Origin of the sequence: Parabacteroides sp. AT13 (assembly GCF_002272965.1) — a bacterium.
In the GTDB taxonomy this organism is placed as follows: Bacteria; Bacteroidota; Bacteroidia; order Bacteroidales; family Tannerellaceae; genus Parabacteroides; species Parabacteroides distasonis.
In genome coordinates this window covers 1,080,247-1,095,875 of the sequence record NZ_NQMH01000001.1, presented here as the reverse complement: position 1 = coordinate 1,095,875, position 15,629 = coordinate 1,080,247, and the positions used below count along the sequence as shown (strand labels likewise).

12 protein-coding genes are annotated in these 15,629 nt (G+C 47.6%); 8 read left to right on the top strand and 4 right to left on the bottom strand.

The annotated features are described in order from the left end of the window. Positions 1-12: 12 nt before the first annotated feature. The 3 genes from sufC to CI959_RS05090 all read left to right on the top strand — a co-directional run bounded on the left by sufC (position 13) and on the right by CI959_RS05090 (position 3,062). Positions 13-768, top strand: coding sequence for a Fe-S cluster assembly ATPase SufC (gene sufC, locus CI959_RS05100; RefSeq protein ID WP_005859388.1), 756 nt, complete (start codon positions 13-15; stop codon positions 766-768). Continuing rightward, positions 761-2,113: a Fe-S cluster assembly protein SufD gene (gene sufD / locus CI959_RS05095; protein WP_008779222.1), complete on the top strand. Its 1,353-nt coding sequence runs from the start codon at positions 761-763 to the stop codon at positions 2,111-2,113. The genes sufC and sufD overlap by 8 nt, the downstream gene beginning before the upstream one ends. Before the next feature lie 112 nt (positions 2,114-2,225). After that, positions 2,226-3,062: a GNAT family N-acetyltransferase gene (locus CI959_RS05090; protein WP_008779223.1), complete on the top strand. Its 837-nt coding sequence runs from the start codon at positions 2,226-2,228 to the stop codon at positions 3,060-3,062. Between the two features lie 100 nt (positions 3,063-3,162). Here the strand turns inward: CI959_RS05090 and CI959_RS05085 are convergent, their stop codons facing one another. Further along, complete coding sequence (locus CI959_RS05085; protein WP_008779224.1) at positions 3,163-5,010, bottom strand: glycoside hydrolase family 13 protein; 1,848 nt, start codon at positions 5,008-5,010, stop codon at positions 3,163-3,165. A gap of 173 nt (positions 5,011-5,183) precedes the next feature. Here CI959_RS05085 and CI959_RS05080 point away from each other — a divergent pair, with 173 nt between their 5' ends. The 5 genes from CI959_RS05080 (at position 5,184) to CI959_RS05060 (ending at position 12,211) form a co-directional block, all read left to right on the top strand. After that, positions 5,184-8,351 carry a TIM-barrel domain-containing protein gene (locus tag CI959_RS05080; protein WP_012056064.1) on the top strand — a complete coding sequence of 1,056 codons (3,168 nt, stop codon included), beginning with the start codon at positions 5,184-5,186 and terminating at the stop codon, positions 8,349-8,351. A 24-nt stretch (positions 8,352-8,375) separates the two neighbouring features. Then, complete coding sequence (locus CI959_RS05075; protein ID WP_012056065.1) at positions 8,376-9,791, top strand: arylsulfatase; 1,416 nt, start codon at positions 8,376-8,378, stop codon at positions 9,789-9,791. A 131-nt stretch (positions 9,792-9,922) separates the two neighbouring features. Next, positions 9,923-11,137 carry a cysteine desulfurase gene (locus CI959_RS05070; RefSeq protein ID WP_012056066.1) on the top strand — a complete coding sequence of 405 codons (1,215 nt, stop codon included), beginning with the start codon at positions 9,923-9,925 and terminating at the stop codon, positions 11,135-11,137. Between the two features lie 2 nt (positions 11,138-11,139). After that, positions 11,140-11,538, top strand: a complete 399-nt coding sequence (locus CI959_RS05065) for a VanZ family protein (RefSeq protein WP_010182212.1) — start codon at positions 11,140-11,142, stop codon at positions 11,536-11,538. Positions 11,539-11,611: 73 nt separating this feature from the next. Then, positions 11,612-12,211: a ribonuclease HII gene (locus tag CI959_RS05060; RefSeq protein ID WP_005859375.1), complete on the top strand. Its 600-nt coding sequence runs from the start codon at positions 11,612-11,614 to the stop codon at positions 12,209-12,211. Positions 12,212-12,328: 117 nt separating this feature from the next. Here CI959_RS05060 and CI959_RS05055 read toward each other — a convergent pair whose 3' ends face one another. The 3 genes from CI959_RS05055 to CI959_RS05045 are packed head-to-tail and all read right to left on the bottom strand — an operon-like array spanning position 12,329 to position 15,620. Then, a complete protein-coding gene (locus CI959_RS05055) occupies positions 12,329-12,754 on the bottom strand; it encodes a SufE family protein (RefSeq protein ID WP_005859374.1) in 426 nt (141 codons plus the stop codon). A 12-nt stretch (positions 12,755-12,766) separates the two neighbouring features. Continuing rightward, positions 12,767-13,756, bottom strand: coding sequence for a M28 family peptidase (locus CI959_RS05050; protein ID WP_005859373.1), 990 nt, complete (start codon positions 13,754-13,756; stop codon positions 12,767-12,769). A gap of 13 nt (positions 13,757-13,769) precedes the next feature. Beyond that, positions 13,770-15,620, bottom strand: a complete 1,851-nt coding sequence (locus CI959_RS05045; RefSeq protein ID WP_057316355.1) for a gamma-glutamyl-gamma-aminobutyrate hydrolase family protein — start codon at positions 15,618-15,620, stop codon at positions 13,770-13,772. Between the last annotated feature and the right edge of the window lie 9 nt (positions 15,621-15,629).

The window sequence follows — 15,629 nt, the reverse complement described above, 5'->3', positions numbered from 1 at the left end:
CAATTAGAAAAGATGTTAGAGGTTAAGAATTTACATGCCAACGTAAATGGCAAAGAGATATTGAAAGGTATCAACCTGTCGGTGAAAGCGGGTGAGGTACATGCTATCATGGGACCGAACGGTTCTGGAAAAAGTACGTTAAGTAGTGTATTAGTAGGTAATCCCGCTTTTGAGGTAACGGAAGGAGAGGTTATCTTCAACGGTAAGAATCTGCTGGATCTTTCTCCCGAGGATCGTAGCCGTGAGGGTATTTTCTTGAGCTTCCAATATCCGGTCGAGATCCCGGGAGTTAGTATGGTGAACTTTATGCGTGCGGCGTTGAACGAGCACCGTAAATATAACGGTCTGGAACCGGTTTCGGCTACGGACTTCTTGAAATTGATGCGTGAGAAACGTGCGATCGTCGAGCTGGATAATAAACTGGCCAGCCGTAGCGTGAACGAAGGTTTCTCCGGTGGAGAGAAAAAACGGAACGAGATCTTCCAGATGGCGATGCTGGAGCCGAAATTGGCGATCTTGGATGAGACGGATAGTGGTTTGGATATCGATGCCTTGCGTATCGTGGCGCATGGCGTGAACCAGTTGAGGACTCCGGAGAATGCCGCTATCGTAATCACGCACTATCAGCGTCTGCTGGATTACATCAAGCCGGATGTGGTTCATGTGCTTTACAAAGGCCGTATCGTGAAGACCGCCGGTCCGGAATTGGCCTTGGAACTGGAAGAGAAAGGTTACGACTGGATCAAGAAAGAGATGGGAGATGAGTAATATGAAGGCCGAGCAACAATATATCGATCTTTTCGCCCAATGTGAGGATCTGGTATGTCGTCATAGTACGCCGGTGATGAATGCCCTCAGGGCTGAGGCCTTGGCGAACTTTGAGCGACTCGGATTCCCCTCCACGAGAAGCGAGGATTATAAATATACGGATGTAGCCCAAGCGTTCGCTCCGGATTACGGTTTGAATATCAACCGGGTCGCTATCCCGGTGAATCCTTATGACGTATTCCGTTGTGACGTACCGAACCTGAGCACATCGTTATACTTTGTAGTGAACGATACGTTTTACGATAAGGAATTGCCAAAAGCGCATTTGCCGGAAGGCGTGTATGCTGGAGGGTTGAAGGCTTTTACGGAGCAATATCCGGAGATCGCTTCCAAGTATTACGGAAAGGCGGCACCGAGTAGCAAGGATGGTATTATCGCATTGAATACGATGTTAGCCCAAGATGGTTTCGTGGTGTATGTACCGAAAAATGTCGTGGTTGAGCGTCCTATCCAATTGGTGAATATTTTCCGTAGCGATGTGGATACGATGGCGAACCGTCGTGTTCTGGTGATTATGGAACCTCATTCGGAAGCGAAGCTATTGGTTTGCGATCATAGTATCGATGACGTGAAATTCTTGGCGACTCAAGTGGTTGAGATTTTCGCAGAGGAAGGCGCTCGCTTCGATTATTATGATTTGGAGGAAAGCAGTGTGTCCACGACCCGTTTCTCCTCCGTACACGTAAGGCAGGCGGCCTCGGCCAATGTCTTGGTAAACGGTATTACGTTGACGAATGGCTTGACTCGCAACAATTATTACGTGGAACTGAATGGCGAGTATGCCGAGTCTACCTTATGCGGTATGTCCGTTCTGGACAAGGAGCAACAGATGGATACCTATAGCCATATTACCCATGCGGTTCCGAATTGTACCAGCAACGAGTTGTTCAAGAATGTACTGAATGATCATGCCGTAGGTGTCTTCAGCGGACGTATCTTGGTGAAAGAGGATGCCCAGAAGACCGCCGCTTACCAGACGAACCGTAATCTGTGCGCTACTCGTGAGGCCCGTATGTACAGCAAGCCGCAACTGGAGATTTATGCGGACGACGTAAAATGCTCGCACGGTATGACGACCGGTCAGTTAGATGAGAACGCTTTGTTCTATATGCAAAGCCGCGGTATCCCGCGTGACGAGGCCCGTATGCTATTGAGCGTGGCTTTCACTTCCGACGTGATCGACCATGTACGCTTGGAGGCGTTGAAAGACCGTTTGCATAAACTGGTGGAGAAACGTTTCCGCGGTGAGCTGGCCAAATGCGCCGGTTGCCGGATTTGTAAATAATTGCGAATAAGAGGAAAACTATAATCAGGCATGGATTATCCCGACGATAATGTAGGGAACCATGTCTGATTTTTTTATATCTTTGGCAGTGACAAATTAAAACCTCCAACTTATGCAGTTAACACACATCGCCTTATGGACGAATCATCTGGAACGTTTACGGGATTTCTATGTAAAGTATTTTAATGGTAAGAGTAATGAGAAATATGTGAATTCGAAAAAAGGATTCGCCTCCTATTTCGTCTCTTTCGAGAGTGGCCCCGCCTTGGAGATCATGCAACGGCAAGATATTACTGAGGCTTACGACAAGGATCATATCGGCTTGGCTCATCTGGCCTTTCATGCGGATAAGAAGGAGCAAGTGGATCAAATGATCGAACGTTTCCGGATGGATGGATACACGATCGCCGGTGAGACCCGCGTTTCCGGGGATGGTTACTATGAGGGCGTGATCCGAGATCCTGACGGAAATATAGTAGAGATCGTCGCTAACGGGGAGCCGGAGATACAAGTAGCTTTATTTCCTCCTTATGAGTTACTGCTGGAAGCCGATCCGGATCGGGAGAAAGTCGAGGCTTACCTAAAGGATTCGGATTGCTTTATCGCTACGGTACGAAATTCCGTTGCCGGCGTGATCGTGGTTCGCAAGGAGGAGGGTCGCAAGGCGGAGATCATGAATCTTGCCGTGGCGGATATCTTCCGTCGGCGAGGAATCGCCCGGAAACTATTACGGCATGTATCTAATAAATGGGCTCCGGCTCAAGATGTCGAGCTTTTGCGTATTTGCACCGGAACCTCAGCCGCCGGCCCGATGATGCTTTATCAACAGGAAGGCTTCGACTTGGTTGCCGTAGATCGCGATTATTTCGTACGGAACTATGCCGAGCCTATCTGGGAGAACGGCATTCAATGCAGGCATCAATTGATTCTTGAAAAGCGATTAAAATAGTATATATGAAAAGAAAATCGGGAGGTTTAAGGCCTCCCGATTTAATTATTAGTAATCTATGAATAGGTCCTCGAATGAAAAATCATCGGGGCTAATGGCATCACATTTCCAGTACGAAGATCCCTTTCGGTGCCAAGGATAATTCGTCTCCCAATGGAATCTCCTTTCCGGTTAATATCTCTTTTCCGGAGGTTTTACCTCGCAATACTTCCGCATAGCGGGCCAACGGGAGGTTCACCTCCTTGTCGCTGCCATTCATCAAGATCAATACGCTCCGGCCATCCAGACTGCGCTCGTAAACATAGACACCTTGGTTCACCATGAAATGCTTCATCTTGCCCTTAGCGATGACAGCGTTGCCCTTGCGCCATTTCAATAAAGTGCGGAGGAAATTCCACGCGTCATTTTGTACCTCGCTGCGACCGGATGCCTCGAATTGATTCACCTTGTCGCCGGGCCAGCCACCGGGAACATCCAGACGGATATATCCGTCTCCCTTCTCCTTGGTGCCGTTCATCAGCAACTCCTGCCCGTAATAGAGCTGGGGAATACCGGGGATCGTCAACAAGAATGTCACCCCTTGCTTGAACGCGTACAAATCATCGACAGACTTAGGCATGGAGGGAAGAAAACGATCCGTATCATGGTTCTCCAAGAAACGCAATACGTTATAGATATCGGGATATACATAATCATAGCACATATGCTCGAAGATCGTGTGCAAGCCTCCGGAATACCCGGTCTCCTCATGGAACGCCTTGCTCGCGATACCCATCAAGCGGAAATCCATTACCGATTTCAGCTCGGTATCCTGCCCGAAGTTCAACCGGCTGCCTTTCTGCCAATAAGCGGAACCGATCGTGTAGTTCATCCACGCCTCGCCTACGATGTTATACTCCGGATACTCGTTCATGACCTCCGTGCACCAATTCCGCATCATGTCCACGTCGGCATACGGATACGTATCTTGACGGATACCATCCACGCCGCAATACTCGATCCACCAGATAGAGTTCTGGATAAGGTATTTGGCTACATGTGGGTTCTTTTGGTTCAAGTCCGGCATGCTCGGGACAAACCAACCGTTCAGCATCGTCTCCTTATCATAATCCGACACGTAAGGATCGAAATAAGCCTCTTTATCGTGGTTGGTCTGCACGTAGTTATCGAGATTATTAAACCAGTCGTGGCTAGGGATATCTTTCATCCAAGGATGATCGCTTCCACAATGGTTGAAGATCATATCCATTACGACACGCATGCCCCGCTCGTGCGTCTTCTCGATCAAGCGGACGTAATCCTCGTTCGTGCCGAAGCGTGGGTCTACCCGATAATAATCCGTCGTGGCATATCCGTGATAAGAGCCTCCCTCCATGTCATTCTCCAATACCGGGTTCAGCCAGATAGCGGTAACGCCCAGATCCTCGATATAATCCAAATGCTGCTCGATACCGGCCAAGTCACCCCCATGACGGGCGTTCGGGCTGTTACGGTCTACCTTATAAGAGGTACGCATCGGGATTTGATCGTTCGAGGGATCTCCGTTTGCGAAACGATCCGGCATGATGAGATAAAGCACGTCGGAAGAGTCAAACCCCTTGATCCGATCGGCGTTCGGTTTACGGGCCTTCAACTCATACGAGTAATTGAAACTCTTTTTGTCCTTCGTGAACGTGATATCAAACCTGCCGGGCTTGGCGTTTTCCACGTCCAGATAGATCAATAGGTAATTCGGGCTTTCCAACGCTACCGAGCTTTTCAACTGTACGCCGGGATATTTCACGCTAGGGAGATATCCGGCGATATCCTTACCGTATACCATCAGCTGGAGTTCCGGGTTCTTCATACCACTCCACCAGAAGGTCGGCTCGATTCTAAGGTTATCGGCTGAAAGCGTACTGGAAGCGAAAAGGGCCAGTAAAAGGCTCAAGAATAAATGTCTGTTCATGATATATGTTTATTGATTTATATGACAAGGTTGTACATACGCGAAGATAGAAGGATTCCATTGATAATAACACGCTTTCGCCCGGCGAAAAGGGAATAAAAATCACGCGAACGTTTGCGAACCCTCGTAAATTAAGACTATCTTTACTGCCTAAATCTAATCAACTAATTCAAATGATAAAAAGTCTAATTGTATCCATGTTTCTGACAGGTTGCGTTTCCTCCCTGTCCGCACAACAAAGTTTTTGGAAAGAAGATTTCTCCGCCGGGAAATTACCCGACGGCTGGATGATTGTCGATTCAACGAAATCGGCAAAGTGTGAATGGATTGTAACCGATCAGCCTTATCCCGGCTCTTTCCAGTTCGAGCAACAAGCACCTCCCATCGCATCTACGAGCCGTGGCTATCATATGCAATTCCGGCCGGGCGTAGTCACCGGGGAGGAGATCACGAAGTGGAATCAACGGGAGGAATACCCGAACGGCTATTTCCAGACCAGCGCTATCGATTGCGCGGGAAAGAACGATGTGGTATTGAAATTCCAGCACCTGTTTCGTTGGAATAATTGGTTCACCGGAAAACGTGCCGGCCTTTGGGTAGGCGTCAGCAACGACGGGGTGAATTGGAAAGAGTATAACGTGATGGATAAGATCCCCGCCGCTACCCAGCTTCATGCCCCGGTGAACGAGGAGATCAACATCAGCGAGGTAGCCGCGAATCAGAAAACCGTCTACTTGCGTTTCTTCTGGCGGGATATCTTCTCTTGGTATTGGATGGTCGATGATATTGAGCTGACAGAGCCTTTCGCGCATGACTTGGCCTTGGAGAAAGTGACCTCACACCAAGAAACCGGGAATACGTTCACGAAGGAAGACGTGTTGAAAGTGAAGCTGAAGAACGTTGGCTCCCAGCCCGTAGACGAGGATTTCACGGTAACCGCCTCTTTAAACAACGGTCAGAAACTAACCGCCACGGTAACCGCCTCCGGGCATCCGATCGCTAAACAAGAGGAATATGAGGTAGCTTTCCCTGCTACCGACCTAACCCAGATGGGCTCCTATAAAATAGAGTTCGCTATCCAATACCCGAAGGATGAGCGTTCGTCAAACAACATATTAAAAGCGAACCTGTTCGCCGCCCGTATGAACTTGGGTAAGTTGACGAAGTTCAATAAGATCAGCAACACGGAATATGAGTTCGTCTCCGGGTACGCTAAGGTTAAGTTGATGTTTTACCGGGATGATATCTTCCGTATCTGGTTGGCACCGGATGGGGAGTATACCAATCCGGCGGCAAACTCGATCGTTGTAGATTATGGGGTAAAGAACCCGAGAGTCTCCATGGCCGACAACGGCAGCTATTATAAGTTCACGACTTCCCAATGTGTCGTACGTGTCTATAAGAACCCTATTCGTTTCGCCATGTATGACAAGAATAACCGTGCCGTGATCTACGAGGAGGCCGAACCACTTGCCTTCGGACTAAAAACGACCCAAACGATGCGCCGTAGCGGTGATGAGGATTTCTACGGTTGCGGTATGCAACAAGGTAATTTCTCATACGCTGGGAAGGAAGCGGATATCGAGGTGACCGGTTGGGATGAGGATCAATCCTCTAACCCGGCTCCCTTCTATATGTCCACGAAAGGATATGGCGTATTCCGCAATACGTTTGCCCCGGGACATTATGCCTTCAACGGCACGGAGATGTTGGACAAGAACTATGATGATGGCTTTAAGCTGATGGGCTTCACCAGTCAGTTGACGCATAACGAGAATCGCTTTGACGCATTCTACTTCTACGGCCCTTCCTTGAAAGACCTATTGAACGACTATACGGATATCACCGGAAAACCTTTTATGCCGGCGATGTGGATGCTTACGATGGGAGATGCCGACTGCTATAACAAAGGGGAACAGCGCACCGGATGGCCTCAATCCACCCCGGACGTAATCAGCCAAGTTGCTGATAAATATGTGGAATATGATATGCCCCGTGGCTGGATCTTGCCGAACGATGGCTATGGTTGCGGCTATGTGAAATTGGATTCTGTTGTGACGGAATTAGGTAAACGAGGCTTCCATACGGGCTTGTGGACAGAGAATGGTGTGGATAAGATCGCCTACGAGGTTGGTAAATGTGGTACCCGCCTGTGTAAATTGGATGTGGCTTGGGTTGGAGAAGGCTATGAGTTTGCCTTGAACGGCTGTAAATCCGCATTCGAGGGGATCGAGAGCAATACGAACGAACGAGGCTTCGTATGGGCTGTTTGCGGTTGGGCCGGAACTCAGCGGTATTCTACGGTATGGAGCGGTGACCAAGTGAGCAACTGGGATTATATCCGTTACCATATCCCGACGATCACGGGTGCCGGCCTTTCCGCTATGAACGCCGCTACTAGCGATGTGGACGGTATCTTCGGCGGTTCCCCGAAAACCTATACCCGCGACTTGCAATGGAAGGTCTTCACCCCGATCTTTATGACCATGAGTGGCTGGGCAGATGCCGACCGTCAGCCTTGGGTATATGGGCATCCGTACACGGATATCAACCGTAAATTCTTAAAGCTGAAGATGCGTCTGAACCCGTACGCCTATACCTATTGCCATGAGGCGCATATGACCGGTGTACCGATGGCTCGTGCGATGGTATTGGAATTCCCGGACGACGTGGTTACCCGTGATACGACTACCCAATACCAGTTCATGAGTGGTGAGTGGATGATGGTTGCCCCCGTATATACCCGGAAGAACGTACGCGACAGTATCTACTTCCCTGCCGGAGAATGGTACGACTATTGGACCGGAAAGAAATACGAGGGTGGCAAGTGGTTGGATAAATATGAGGCTAAACTGGATATTTGCCCGGTATTTATCCGTCAAGGCGCCATTATCCCGATGTATCCGGATATGAATTATGTAGGCGAGAAACCTGCGGATGTCTTGACCTTGGACTTATATCCCTACGGAAACACCTCTTTCAATTTATATGAGGATGACGGTCTCACCCGTGATTATAAGAAAGGCGAGTTTGCCCGTACCTTAATCTCTGTTTCCTCCCCAAAAGGTGAGAAAGGAACGATCACCGTGGATATAGCGAAAGCGAAAGGAGATTATAAAGGACGTTACCAAGAGCGTACTTACCTATTGGATGTCCGCTCAGAATCCAGCCCGTCAAACGTAACCGTAGCCGAAAAGCCCCTATCTGCCATCTCCCCCGAAGCGTTCAATGCCGGACAAGAAGGCTGGTACTTCGATGCCTCGGATCGTATGGGAAGGGTTAAGGTACGGACGAACCGCTTGTCTACGAATCAGGATCAGAAGATTGTAATTGGTTTCTAACACTTCTATTTATTTTAAAGGTATATGAAAACACAATTGACTTTATGTATATCCGGGACATTGCTGCTTGTCGGAATGTCCGGTTGCGAAAAAACTCCGGAGCGTCCTATGAATGTTGTGTATATCTTAGCGGATGATTTAGGATATGGCGATGTGGGTTGTTATGGCCAGCAGATTATCAAGACGCCCAATATCGATCGGATGGCGAAGGAGGGAATGTTGTTCACGCAGCATTATGCAGGATGTACGGTGAGTGCCCCTTCCCGTTGCTCCTTGATGACCGGATTGCATACGGGACATACGCAAGTCCGGGGAAACCGGGAGATCACGCCCGAAGGCCAACAGCCGATGCGGGAGGATACCTATACGTTGGGTAAATTAATGAAATCGGCCGGTTATACGACCGGTATCTTTGGTAAATGGGGATTGGGAAATCCGGGCTCTGTCTCCATTCCCAATAAGATGGGCTTCGATGAGTTTTATGGGTATAATTGCCAACGGCAGTCGCATTCCTTCTATCCGGATCATTTATGGCATAATGAGGAGAAGGTTCTTTTTCCTGAAAACGAGAACAATGCTTGCAAGACATATTCACAAGATTTGATTCATGAGCAAGCATTGAAGTTCATCCGGGATCATAAGGAGCAACCATTCTTTGCGATGCTTACTTATACGCTGCCTCATGCGGAATTGAATCTTCCGCATGATTCTATTTATAAGATGTACGAGAACTCATTCGAGGAGACTCCTTATATTGGTAAGTTTGATAAAGTGTATGGCGGTTATAACACCTCGGAGAAGCCCTTGGCCTCCTTTGCCGCCATGGTCTCCCGGTTGGATAAATACGTGGGGGATGTAATGGCTGAATTGAAAGAGTTAGGTTTGGATAAGAATACGATCGTGATTTTTACCAGCGATAACGGCCCGCATCATGAGGGTGGAGCTGATCCCGATTTTTTCAAGAGTTACGGACCTTTTAGGGGGATCAAACGGGATGTATATGAAGGAGGCATCCGTATACCTATGGTGGCATGGTGCCCGGGTACGATCAAGGCCGGAGCCCAATCGGATCATATAAGCGCATTCTGGGATGTCATGCCGACATTGGCAGAACTTACAGGTACGGTTTTGCCCGAGAAGACGGATGGAATCTCTTTCTTACCAACCTTGTTATCAAAGAAAGATCAACAGGCCCATGATTATTTATATTGGGAATTTCACGAGTTGAATGGCCGGGAAGCATTACGCTCCGGTAAATGGAAACTAATCCGGCAACCGATCGTGGGTGAGACTATATTGGAACTGTATGATTTAAGTAATGATATACACGAGGATACAAATCTGGCGGAGAAATATCCCGATAAGGTAAAAGAACTGGCAGTCTTGATGGACAACGCCCGCATAGAGTCTCCGTACTTTAACTTTGGAAGAGAAAAGTAAACGTGCGAGAAGAGAATAAAGTGTAGGCGTAATATCTGTTAGGTAATGATAAAAAAGGCTTTCTTTCAGCGAGAAAGCCTTTTTTTTGTATCTTTGGCTCTCGTAATTTTAAGACAAAAAGAAGTAAGACTATGTTAGACGTTCAAGCGATCCGAAAAGACTTTCCGATCTTGGATCATAAGATATACGATAAACCGCTGATATATTTCGATAATGGTGCTACTACCCAGAAACCTCGTCAAGTGGTAGAAAAGATAGAGAATGGATATTATAACGTAAACGCTAATATCCACCGAGGCGTACATTTCTTGAGCCAAGCGGCGACAGAGGCGCATGAGGAGGCTCGCAAAACGGTACAGCATTTCTTGAATGCCCGTTTCTCGAATGAGATTATTTTTACCCGGGGAACTACGGAATCCATTAATTTGATCGCTTCCAGCTTTACGGATGAATGTATGTCGGCAGGGGATGAGGTGATCGTGTCCGTGATGGAGCATCATTCCAATATCGTTCCTTGGCAGATACAAGCGGCCCGGAAAGGTATTACGTTGAAGGTGATCCCGATGAATGAGAAAGGGGAGTTGAATCTGGATGAGTATCGTAAATTATTCTCGGATAAGACTCGTTTGGTTTCCGTGACTCATGTGTCTAATGTCTTGGGTACGGTGAATCCGGTAAAGGCGATGATCGAGATCGCTCATGAACAAGACGTGCCGGTGTTGATAGACGGGGCTCAAGCCGTTCCGCATATGAAGGTGGATGTGCAGGACTTGGATGCGGAGTTTTATGTTTTCTCCGGGCATAAGATTTACGGACCGACGGGTATCGGGGTCTTGTATGGTAAAGAGGAGTGGTTGGATAAACTTCCTCCGTATCAGGGAGGAGGCGAGATGATCGCTACGGTCTCGTTCGAGAAGACAACTTTTAATGAACTTCCCTTTAAGTTCGAGGCGGGAACTCCGGATTATATTGGTAGTACGGCGTTGGCGGAAGCTTTGCGGTATGTAGACCGGATCGGTATAGAGAATATAGCTACTTATGAGGATGAGCTTCTACGATATGCGACCGCTGGATTAAATACGATTGAAGGGATGCGTATTTTTGGACAAGCGGATCATAAAGGAGCGGTGCTTTCTTTTTTGGTGGGTAATATCCATCATTACGATATGGGGATGTTGCTGGACCGTCTGGGAATAGCGGTTCGTACAGGGCATCATTGTGCCCAGCCTTTGATGCATGCCTTAGGAATCGAGGGTACGGTGCGGGCGTCTTTCTCCTTTTATAATACGAAAGAGGAGATCGATACGTTCATCGCAGGTGTGGAACGAGTTCGGAAGATGTTTTGAGTATGATGTATTATATTAAGAAATATCCGTTTTCACTGGCGATTATATTGGTCGTTATTTACTTGTCGTTCTTTAAGCCGCCGAAGATGGATGATATCCCTTTATTCCCGGGTGTGGACAAGGTGGTTCATTTCTGTATGTATGGGGGGATGTCGGGTATGCTATGGCTGGAGTTCTTGCGGAATCACCGGAAGTATGAGACGGTATTATGGCATGCTTGGATCGGGGCAGTTTTATGCCCGATCGTTATGAGTGGGATTATTGAGATATTGCAAGAATATTGTACGACGTACCGGGGTGGGGATTGGTTTGATTTCTTGGCGAATACTTGCGGGGTGATCGCCGCTACGGCATTCGCTTGGTTCGTGCTTCGCCCTTGGATTGTGAATGAGCAAAAATAATGTACAACCTTGTAGAGACGGGGCGTGCTCCGTCTCTACAAAGCTATATATACGATAAATAATAAACTGGGATATGTTATTACCATATATGGAAACCGGGCGTATAGAGGCCGGGTGTGATGAGGCGGGAAGAGGCTGCTTGGCGGGTGCGGTATTCGCCGCCGCCGTGATTCTTCCGGAAGATTTTAAGAATGAGGATTTAAACGATAGCAAGCAATTAAGCGAGAAGAAACGGTATAAGCTTCGTCCTGTCATCGAACGTGAGGCGATCGCTTGGGCGGTAGGCATCGTCAGTCCGGAAGAGATCGATAAGATTAATATCTTAAAGGCTTCTTTCTTGGCTATGCATCGTGCGATCGAGCAACTGAAAGTACGGCCGGAACATTTATTGATCGATGGAAACCGTTTTACCCCTTATCCCGATATTCCGCATACGACCGTAGTAAAAGGCGATGGCAAATACCTGAGTATCGCCGCCGCCTCTATATTGGCTAAAACCTATCGTGATGATTATATGAATGAATTGGCCTTGGAATACCCCGCTTATCATTGGCTGGACAATAAAGGTTATCCTACCAAGGTCCACAGGGAAGCGATTCGTACCCACGGAATCACGCCTTATCATCGCAAGACATTCACGCTTTTACCGGAGCAGCTTACACTAGGTTTTTAATACGTATATAGGCATAACCTTATGCGTATATACGTATGAGGCTATGCCTATATCGGTGTAGGCTTACACGTATATACGTATCGGCTCGTGCCTATATACGTGTGAAAACACCTATTTTTATTGTTGTTCCTTTGCCCGGTAAGCCATTGCGTACAGACGCATTTGCTTCACCATCGCTACCAACCCGTTGGAACGAGTAGGGGATAAATGCTCTTTTAATCCTACCTTGTCGATAAAGTAAAGATCGGCATCCAGTATCTCCTGCGGGGTATGGCCGGATAGGATATTGATCAAAAGGGATACGATACCTTTTACGATCACGGCGTCGCTTTCTCCTTGGAAAATAATCTTTCCATCTGCATAATCCGCTTGGAACCAAACCCGGCTTTGGCAACCCTCGATCAAGTTGCTTTCCGTTTTATATTTCTCATCGAGCGGGGGAAGGGAGTTTCCCAGATCTATTAATAACGCATATTTATCCATCCAATCATCGAAGACTGAGAATTCTTCGATTACATTGTCTTGAAGTTCATTGATTGTCATTTTATCAGTATTTTATCGATTGTATATTACTTCCAGTACGGTTTGACCGGCAGCTTTTAGAGTCTCACGGTCTATATTCTCCATATTATCTTTTTGAGTATGCCAATAACTGGCGAAACCTGTTTTAGACTCAGGGTCGTAGTTAATGATGTCGATACTCGGGATATTACGTCCGCTAATCACATATTGGTGATCGTCTGTGATGGCTCCACCTGCGGCGTTAATGAAATATTTGCCATATCCCAGATCGCGGGCCGCGCTCCATACCATCTCGACGATCGGGGCTGCCGCACGTAAGGATTGTTGCTCCTTGAAAAACGTGGCGTTCTTGCCGCCCACCATATCCAATAAGATTCCGTATTCCGCCGTATAATTAGGGACATGCGGATTTTTTGCCCAGAACTGGGTACCTAGGCACCAGCTATCCGGTGTATAATCGGTTACGAATTCCGGCGTACCATAATCCTCCGCATCGAAGAAAATAATATCGATACCGATACCCGGGGCTTTTTGTCCGATTTGGCGGGCGATCTCCAATAAGGCACCTACGCCGCTACCGCCATCGTCCGCCCCGTCCAATGGGGTCCGGTGCTTGGAAGGATCGGGATCGTGGTCCGAATAGGGACGGCTGTCCCAATGCGCGAATAGTAAAACACGTTTACTATTCTCCGGATCAAACGAGCCTATGATGTTTCTCGCTTCCAGCTTCGTTCCGTCGTAGGCGGTCAGTATCGCTTCCTGTTGGTAGACTTTGGCGCCAAAGCGCTTCAATTCAGATGCTAAGTAATCCCCGCATGCTTTATGAGCCGCCGTGTTAGGTACACGGGGACCAAAAGCGACTTGGTTCGCTACATAGGCGTAAGCGCTGTCTGCGTTGAAATCGGGAACAGCTGAGGCGATCGGTTGTTTTTTGATCTCCGGCATATTACCTGTCTCTTTGGTTCCTTTGGCTCCACATGATAAAAGAGCAAAACTCAATAACGCAAAAAATAATCTGATCATAAATCTGTTTTGTTTATAATGTTTTTACGGAGGCAGTCGCTTGAACCTCGTCTAATACACGCATCAAGTTTCCACCCCATATCTTGGCGATATCTTCCTCTGTATATCCTTTCTCTATTAATTTAACAGTGATCTGTATGAAATCGTTGTCACTTTCGCAACCGATAATTCCGCCACCGCCATCAAAATCAGAGCCGATACCTACATGATCGATACCGGCGACTTTCACCATATGATCGATATGTTCGATCGCATCGGTAAGGCTCGCGTTTTTATAATCCTCATTGATATAGCGGTCGAGCAAGCAAACTTGCGCTACGCCTCCATTTTGGGCAAGGGCCTTTAGTTGTTCGTCGGTCAGGTTACGGTCGTGCTTGCACATCGCCATGGATGAGGAATGCGAGCAGATGATCGGGGCCTTGGACAATTTGATAACATCCCAAAATGACTTCTCAGAGGCATGAGACATATCCACCATGATACCTTGGCGATTCATCTCTTTCACAACCTCTTCACCAAACGGACTTAAACCGTCCCATTCTTTCTTGGTATGGGTGGATGAGTCGCAAATATCGTTATCGTAGGAGTGGCAGAGCGTGATATAATTGACACCTATCGCCTTGAACTTAGCGATATTCGCCAGATCCTTACCAATGCCGTATCCATTCTCTATACCGATAAAGAACGCTTTTTTCCCTTCATTCTTCAAGCGGATGAAGTCTTGGTTCGTAACGGCGATGCCACATAAATCCTTATTCAATTCAGCTTGCTTGCGAATACCTTCGATCAAGCCTGTTACTTTTTGTACGGCTTCTTGTAAAGAGACCTCATCACGTTTACCTTGTCCGATGAAGGCCGCAAGGAACACCCCGTCTAGTTTCCCTTCTTGCATCTTAGGGATGTTTACCCGGTTACGTTCCCGGTCCGCGATGCTGAATCCGGCACGTTTGAACCAGAAAGGAGTATCGGTATGTGTATCTACGGAAAGGAAATGCTTGTGCATCTCTTTGGCTTGGTGGAAAGTCTCGGCCTTTCCTATCAGATGGCGGAATATCCTTAACATCGTAGTGTCGCCTCCGTAAGTCAACGCTTCCGGATGCCATTGAACTCCCATGATGGATCGATTCGGATAAGCGTCGATAGCCTCGATAATACTGTCGGGCGCATAAGCGGTAGCCTTGAAGATAGGCGCCAACTCCTTGATCGCTTGATGATGAAGAGAGTTTACGGCTAAGGTATCTTTCCCTAGAATAGAGGCTAGCTGTGAGTTCGCGTCAACAAAGACACGGTGTGAGCCATACGAACTGGGTAAATCTTGCCTATGCTTGACAGAATGATCGCCACGTTGTGAGGGGATGTCTTGGTAAAGCGTACCGCCAAACGCTACATTCAACAGTTGCAATCCCCGGCATATGCCTAAGACGGGAATATTTTGATCGGTAGCCATCTTGATTAGTTTCAACTCATACAAATCGCGTACCGGATCGACTTCCTCCAGCTTTTCCCGAGGCTCCTCCTCATACCATAGAGGGTTTACATCCGCTCCTCCTATAAGAACTAACCCGTCTAAATTCGATACGATATTCCTGAGTACTTTACCGTCAGTAACAGCCGGGATGATAATCGGAGTTCCCCCTGCCTTTACGATGGATTGGATATAGGTGGCCCCTACCCGGGAAGCACCATTGGAGATACTGGCGGAAATCCCGATCAATGGGGAGAATCGTGCCCGCACGTTTACATCGCAAGAGTCTGTCAACTCATATAGCTTTTTTAAGTTGGGGACTTCCGATCCGGGTGTCTGTGCCTGTGCTCCACATAAGATACTACAGGCGCATATTGCTGTGTATAAGATATTTTTCATAATATGTAG

Excerpts from the sequence above, each read along its gene's own strand:
- sufC (WP_005859388.1), top strand. The coding sequence starts at position 13 with ATGTTAGAGGTTAAGAATTTACATGCCAACGTAAATGGCAAAGAGATA.
- sufD (WP_008779222.1), top strand. The coding sequence starts at position 761 with ATGAGTAATATGAAGGCCGAGCAACAATATATCGATCTTTTCGCCCAA.
- CI959_RS05090 (WP_008779223.1), top strand. The coding sequence starts at position 2,226 with ATGCAGTTAACACACATCGCCTTATGGACGAATCATCTGGAACGTTTA.
- CI959_RS05085 (WP_008779224.1), bottom strand. The coding sequence starts at position 5,010 with ATGAACAGACATTTATTCTTGAGCCTTTTACTGGCCCTTTTCGCTTCC.
- CI959_RS05080 (WP_012056064.1), top strand. The coding sequence starts at position 5,184 with ATGATAAAAAGTCTAATTGTATCCATGTTTCTGACAGGTTGCGTTTCC.
- CI959_RS05075 (WP_012056065.1), top strand. The coding sequence starts at position 8,376 with ATGAAAACACAATTGACTTTATGTATATCCGGGACATTGCTGCTTGTC.
- CI959_RS05070 (WP_012056066.1), top strand. The coding sequence starts at position 9,923 with ATGTTAGACGTTCAAGCGATCCGAAAAGACTTTCCGATCTTGGATCAT.
- CI959_RS05065 (WP_010182212.1), top strand. The coding sequence starts at position 11,140 with ATGATGTATTATATTAAGAAATATCCGTTTTCACTGGCGATTATATTG.
- CI959_RS05060 (WP_005859375.1), top strand. The coding sequence starts at position 11,612 with ATGTTATTACCATATATGGAAACCGGGCGTATAGAGGCCGGGTGTGAT.
- CI959_RS05055 (WP_005859374.1), bottom strand. The coding sequence starts at position 12,754 with ATGACAATCAATGAACTTCAAGACAATGTAATCGAAGAATTCTCAGTC.
- CI959_RS05050 (WP_005859373.1), bottom strand. The coding sequence starts at position 13,756 with ATGATCAGATTATTTTTTGCGTTATTGAGTTTTGCTCTTTTATCATGT.
- CI959_RS05045 (WP_057316355.1), bottom strand. The coding sequence starts at position 15,620 with ATGAAAAATATCTTATACACAGCAATATGCGCCTGTAGTATCTTATGT.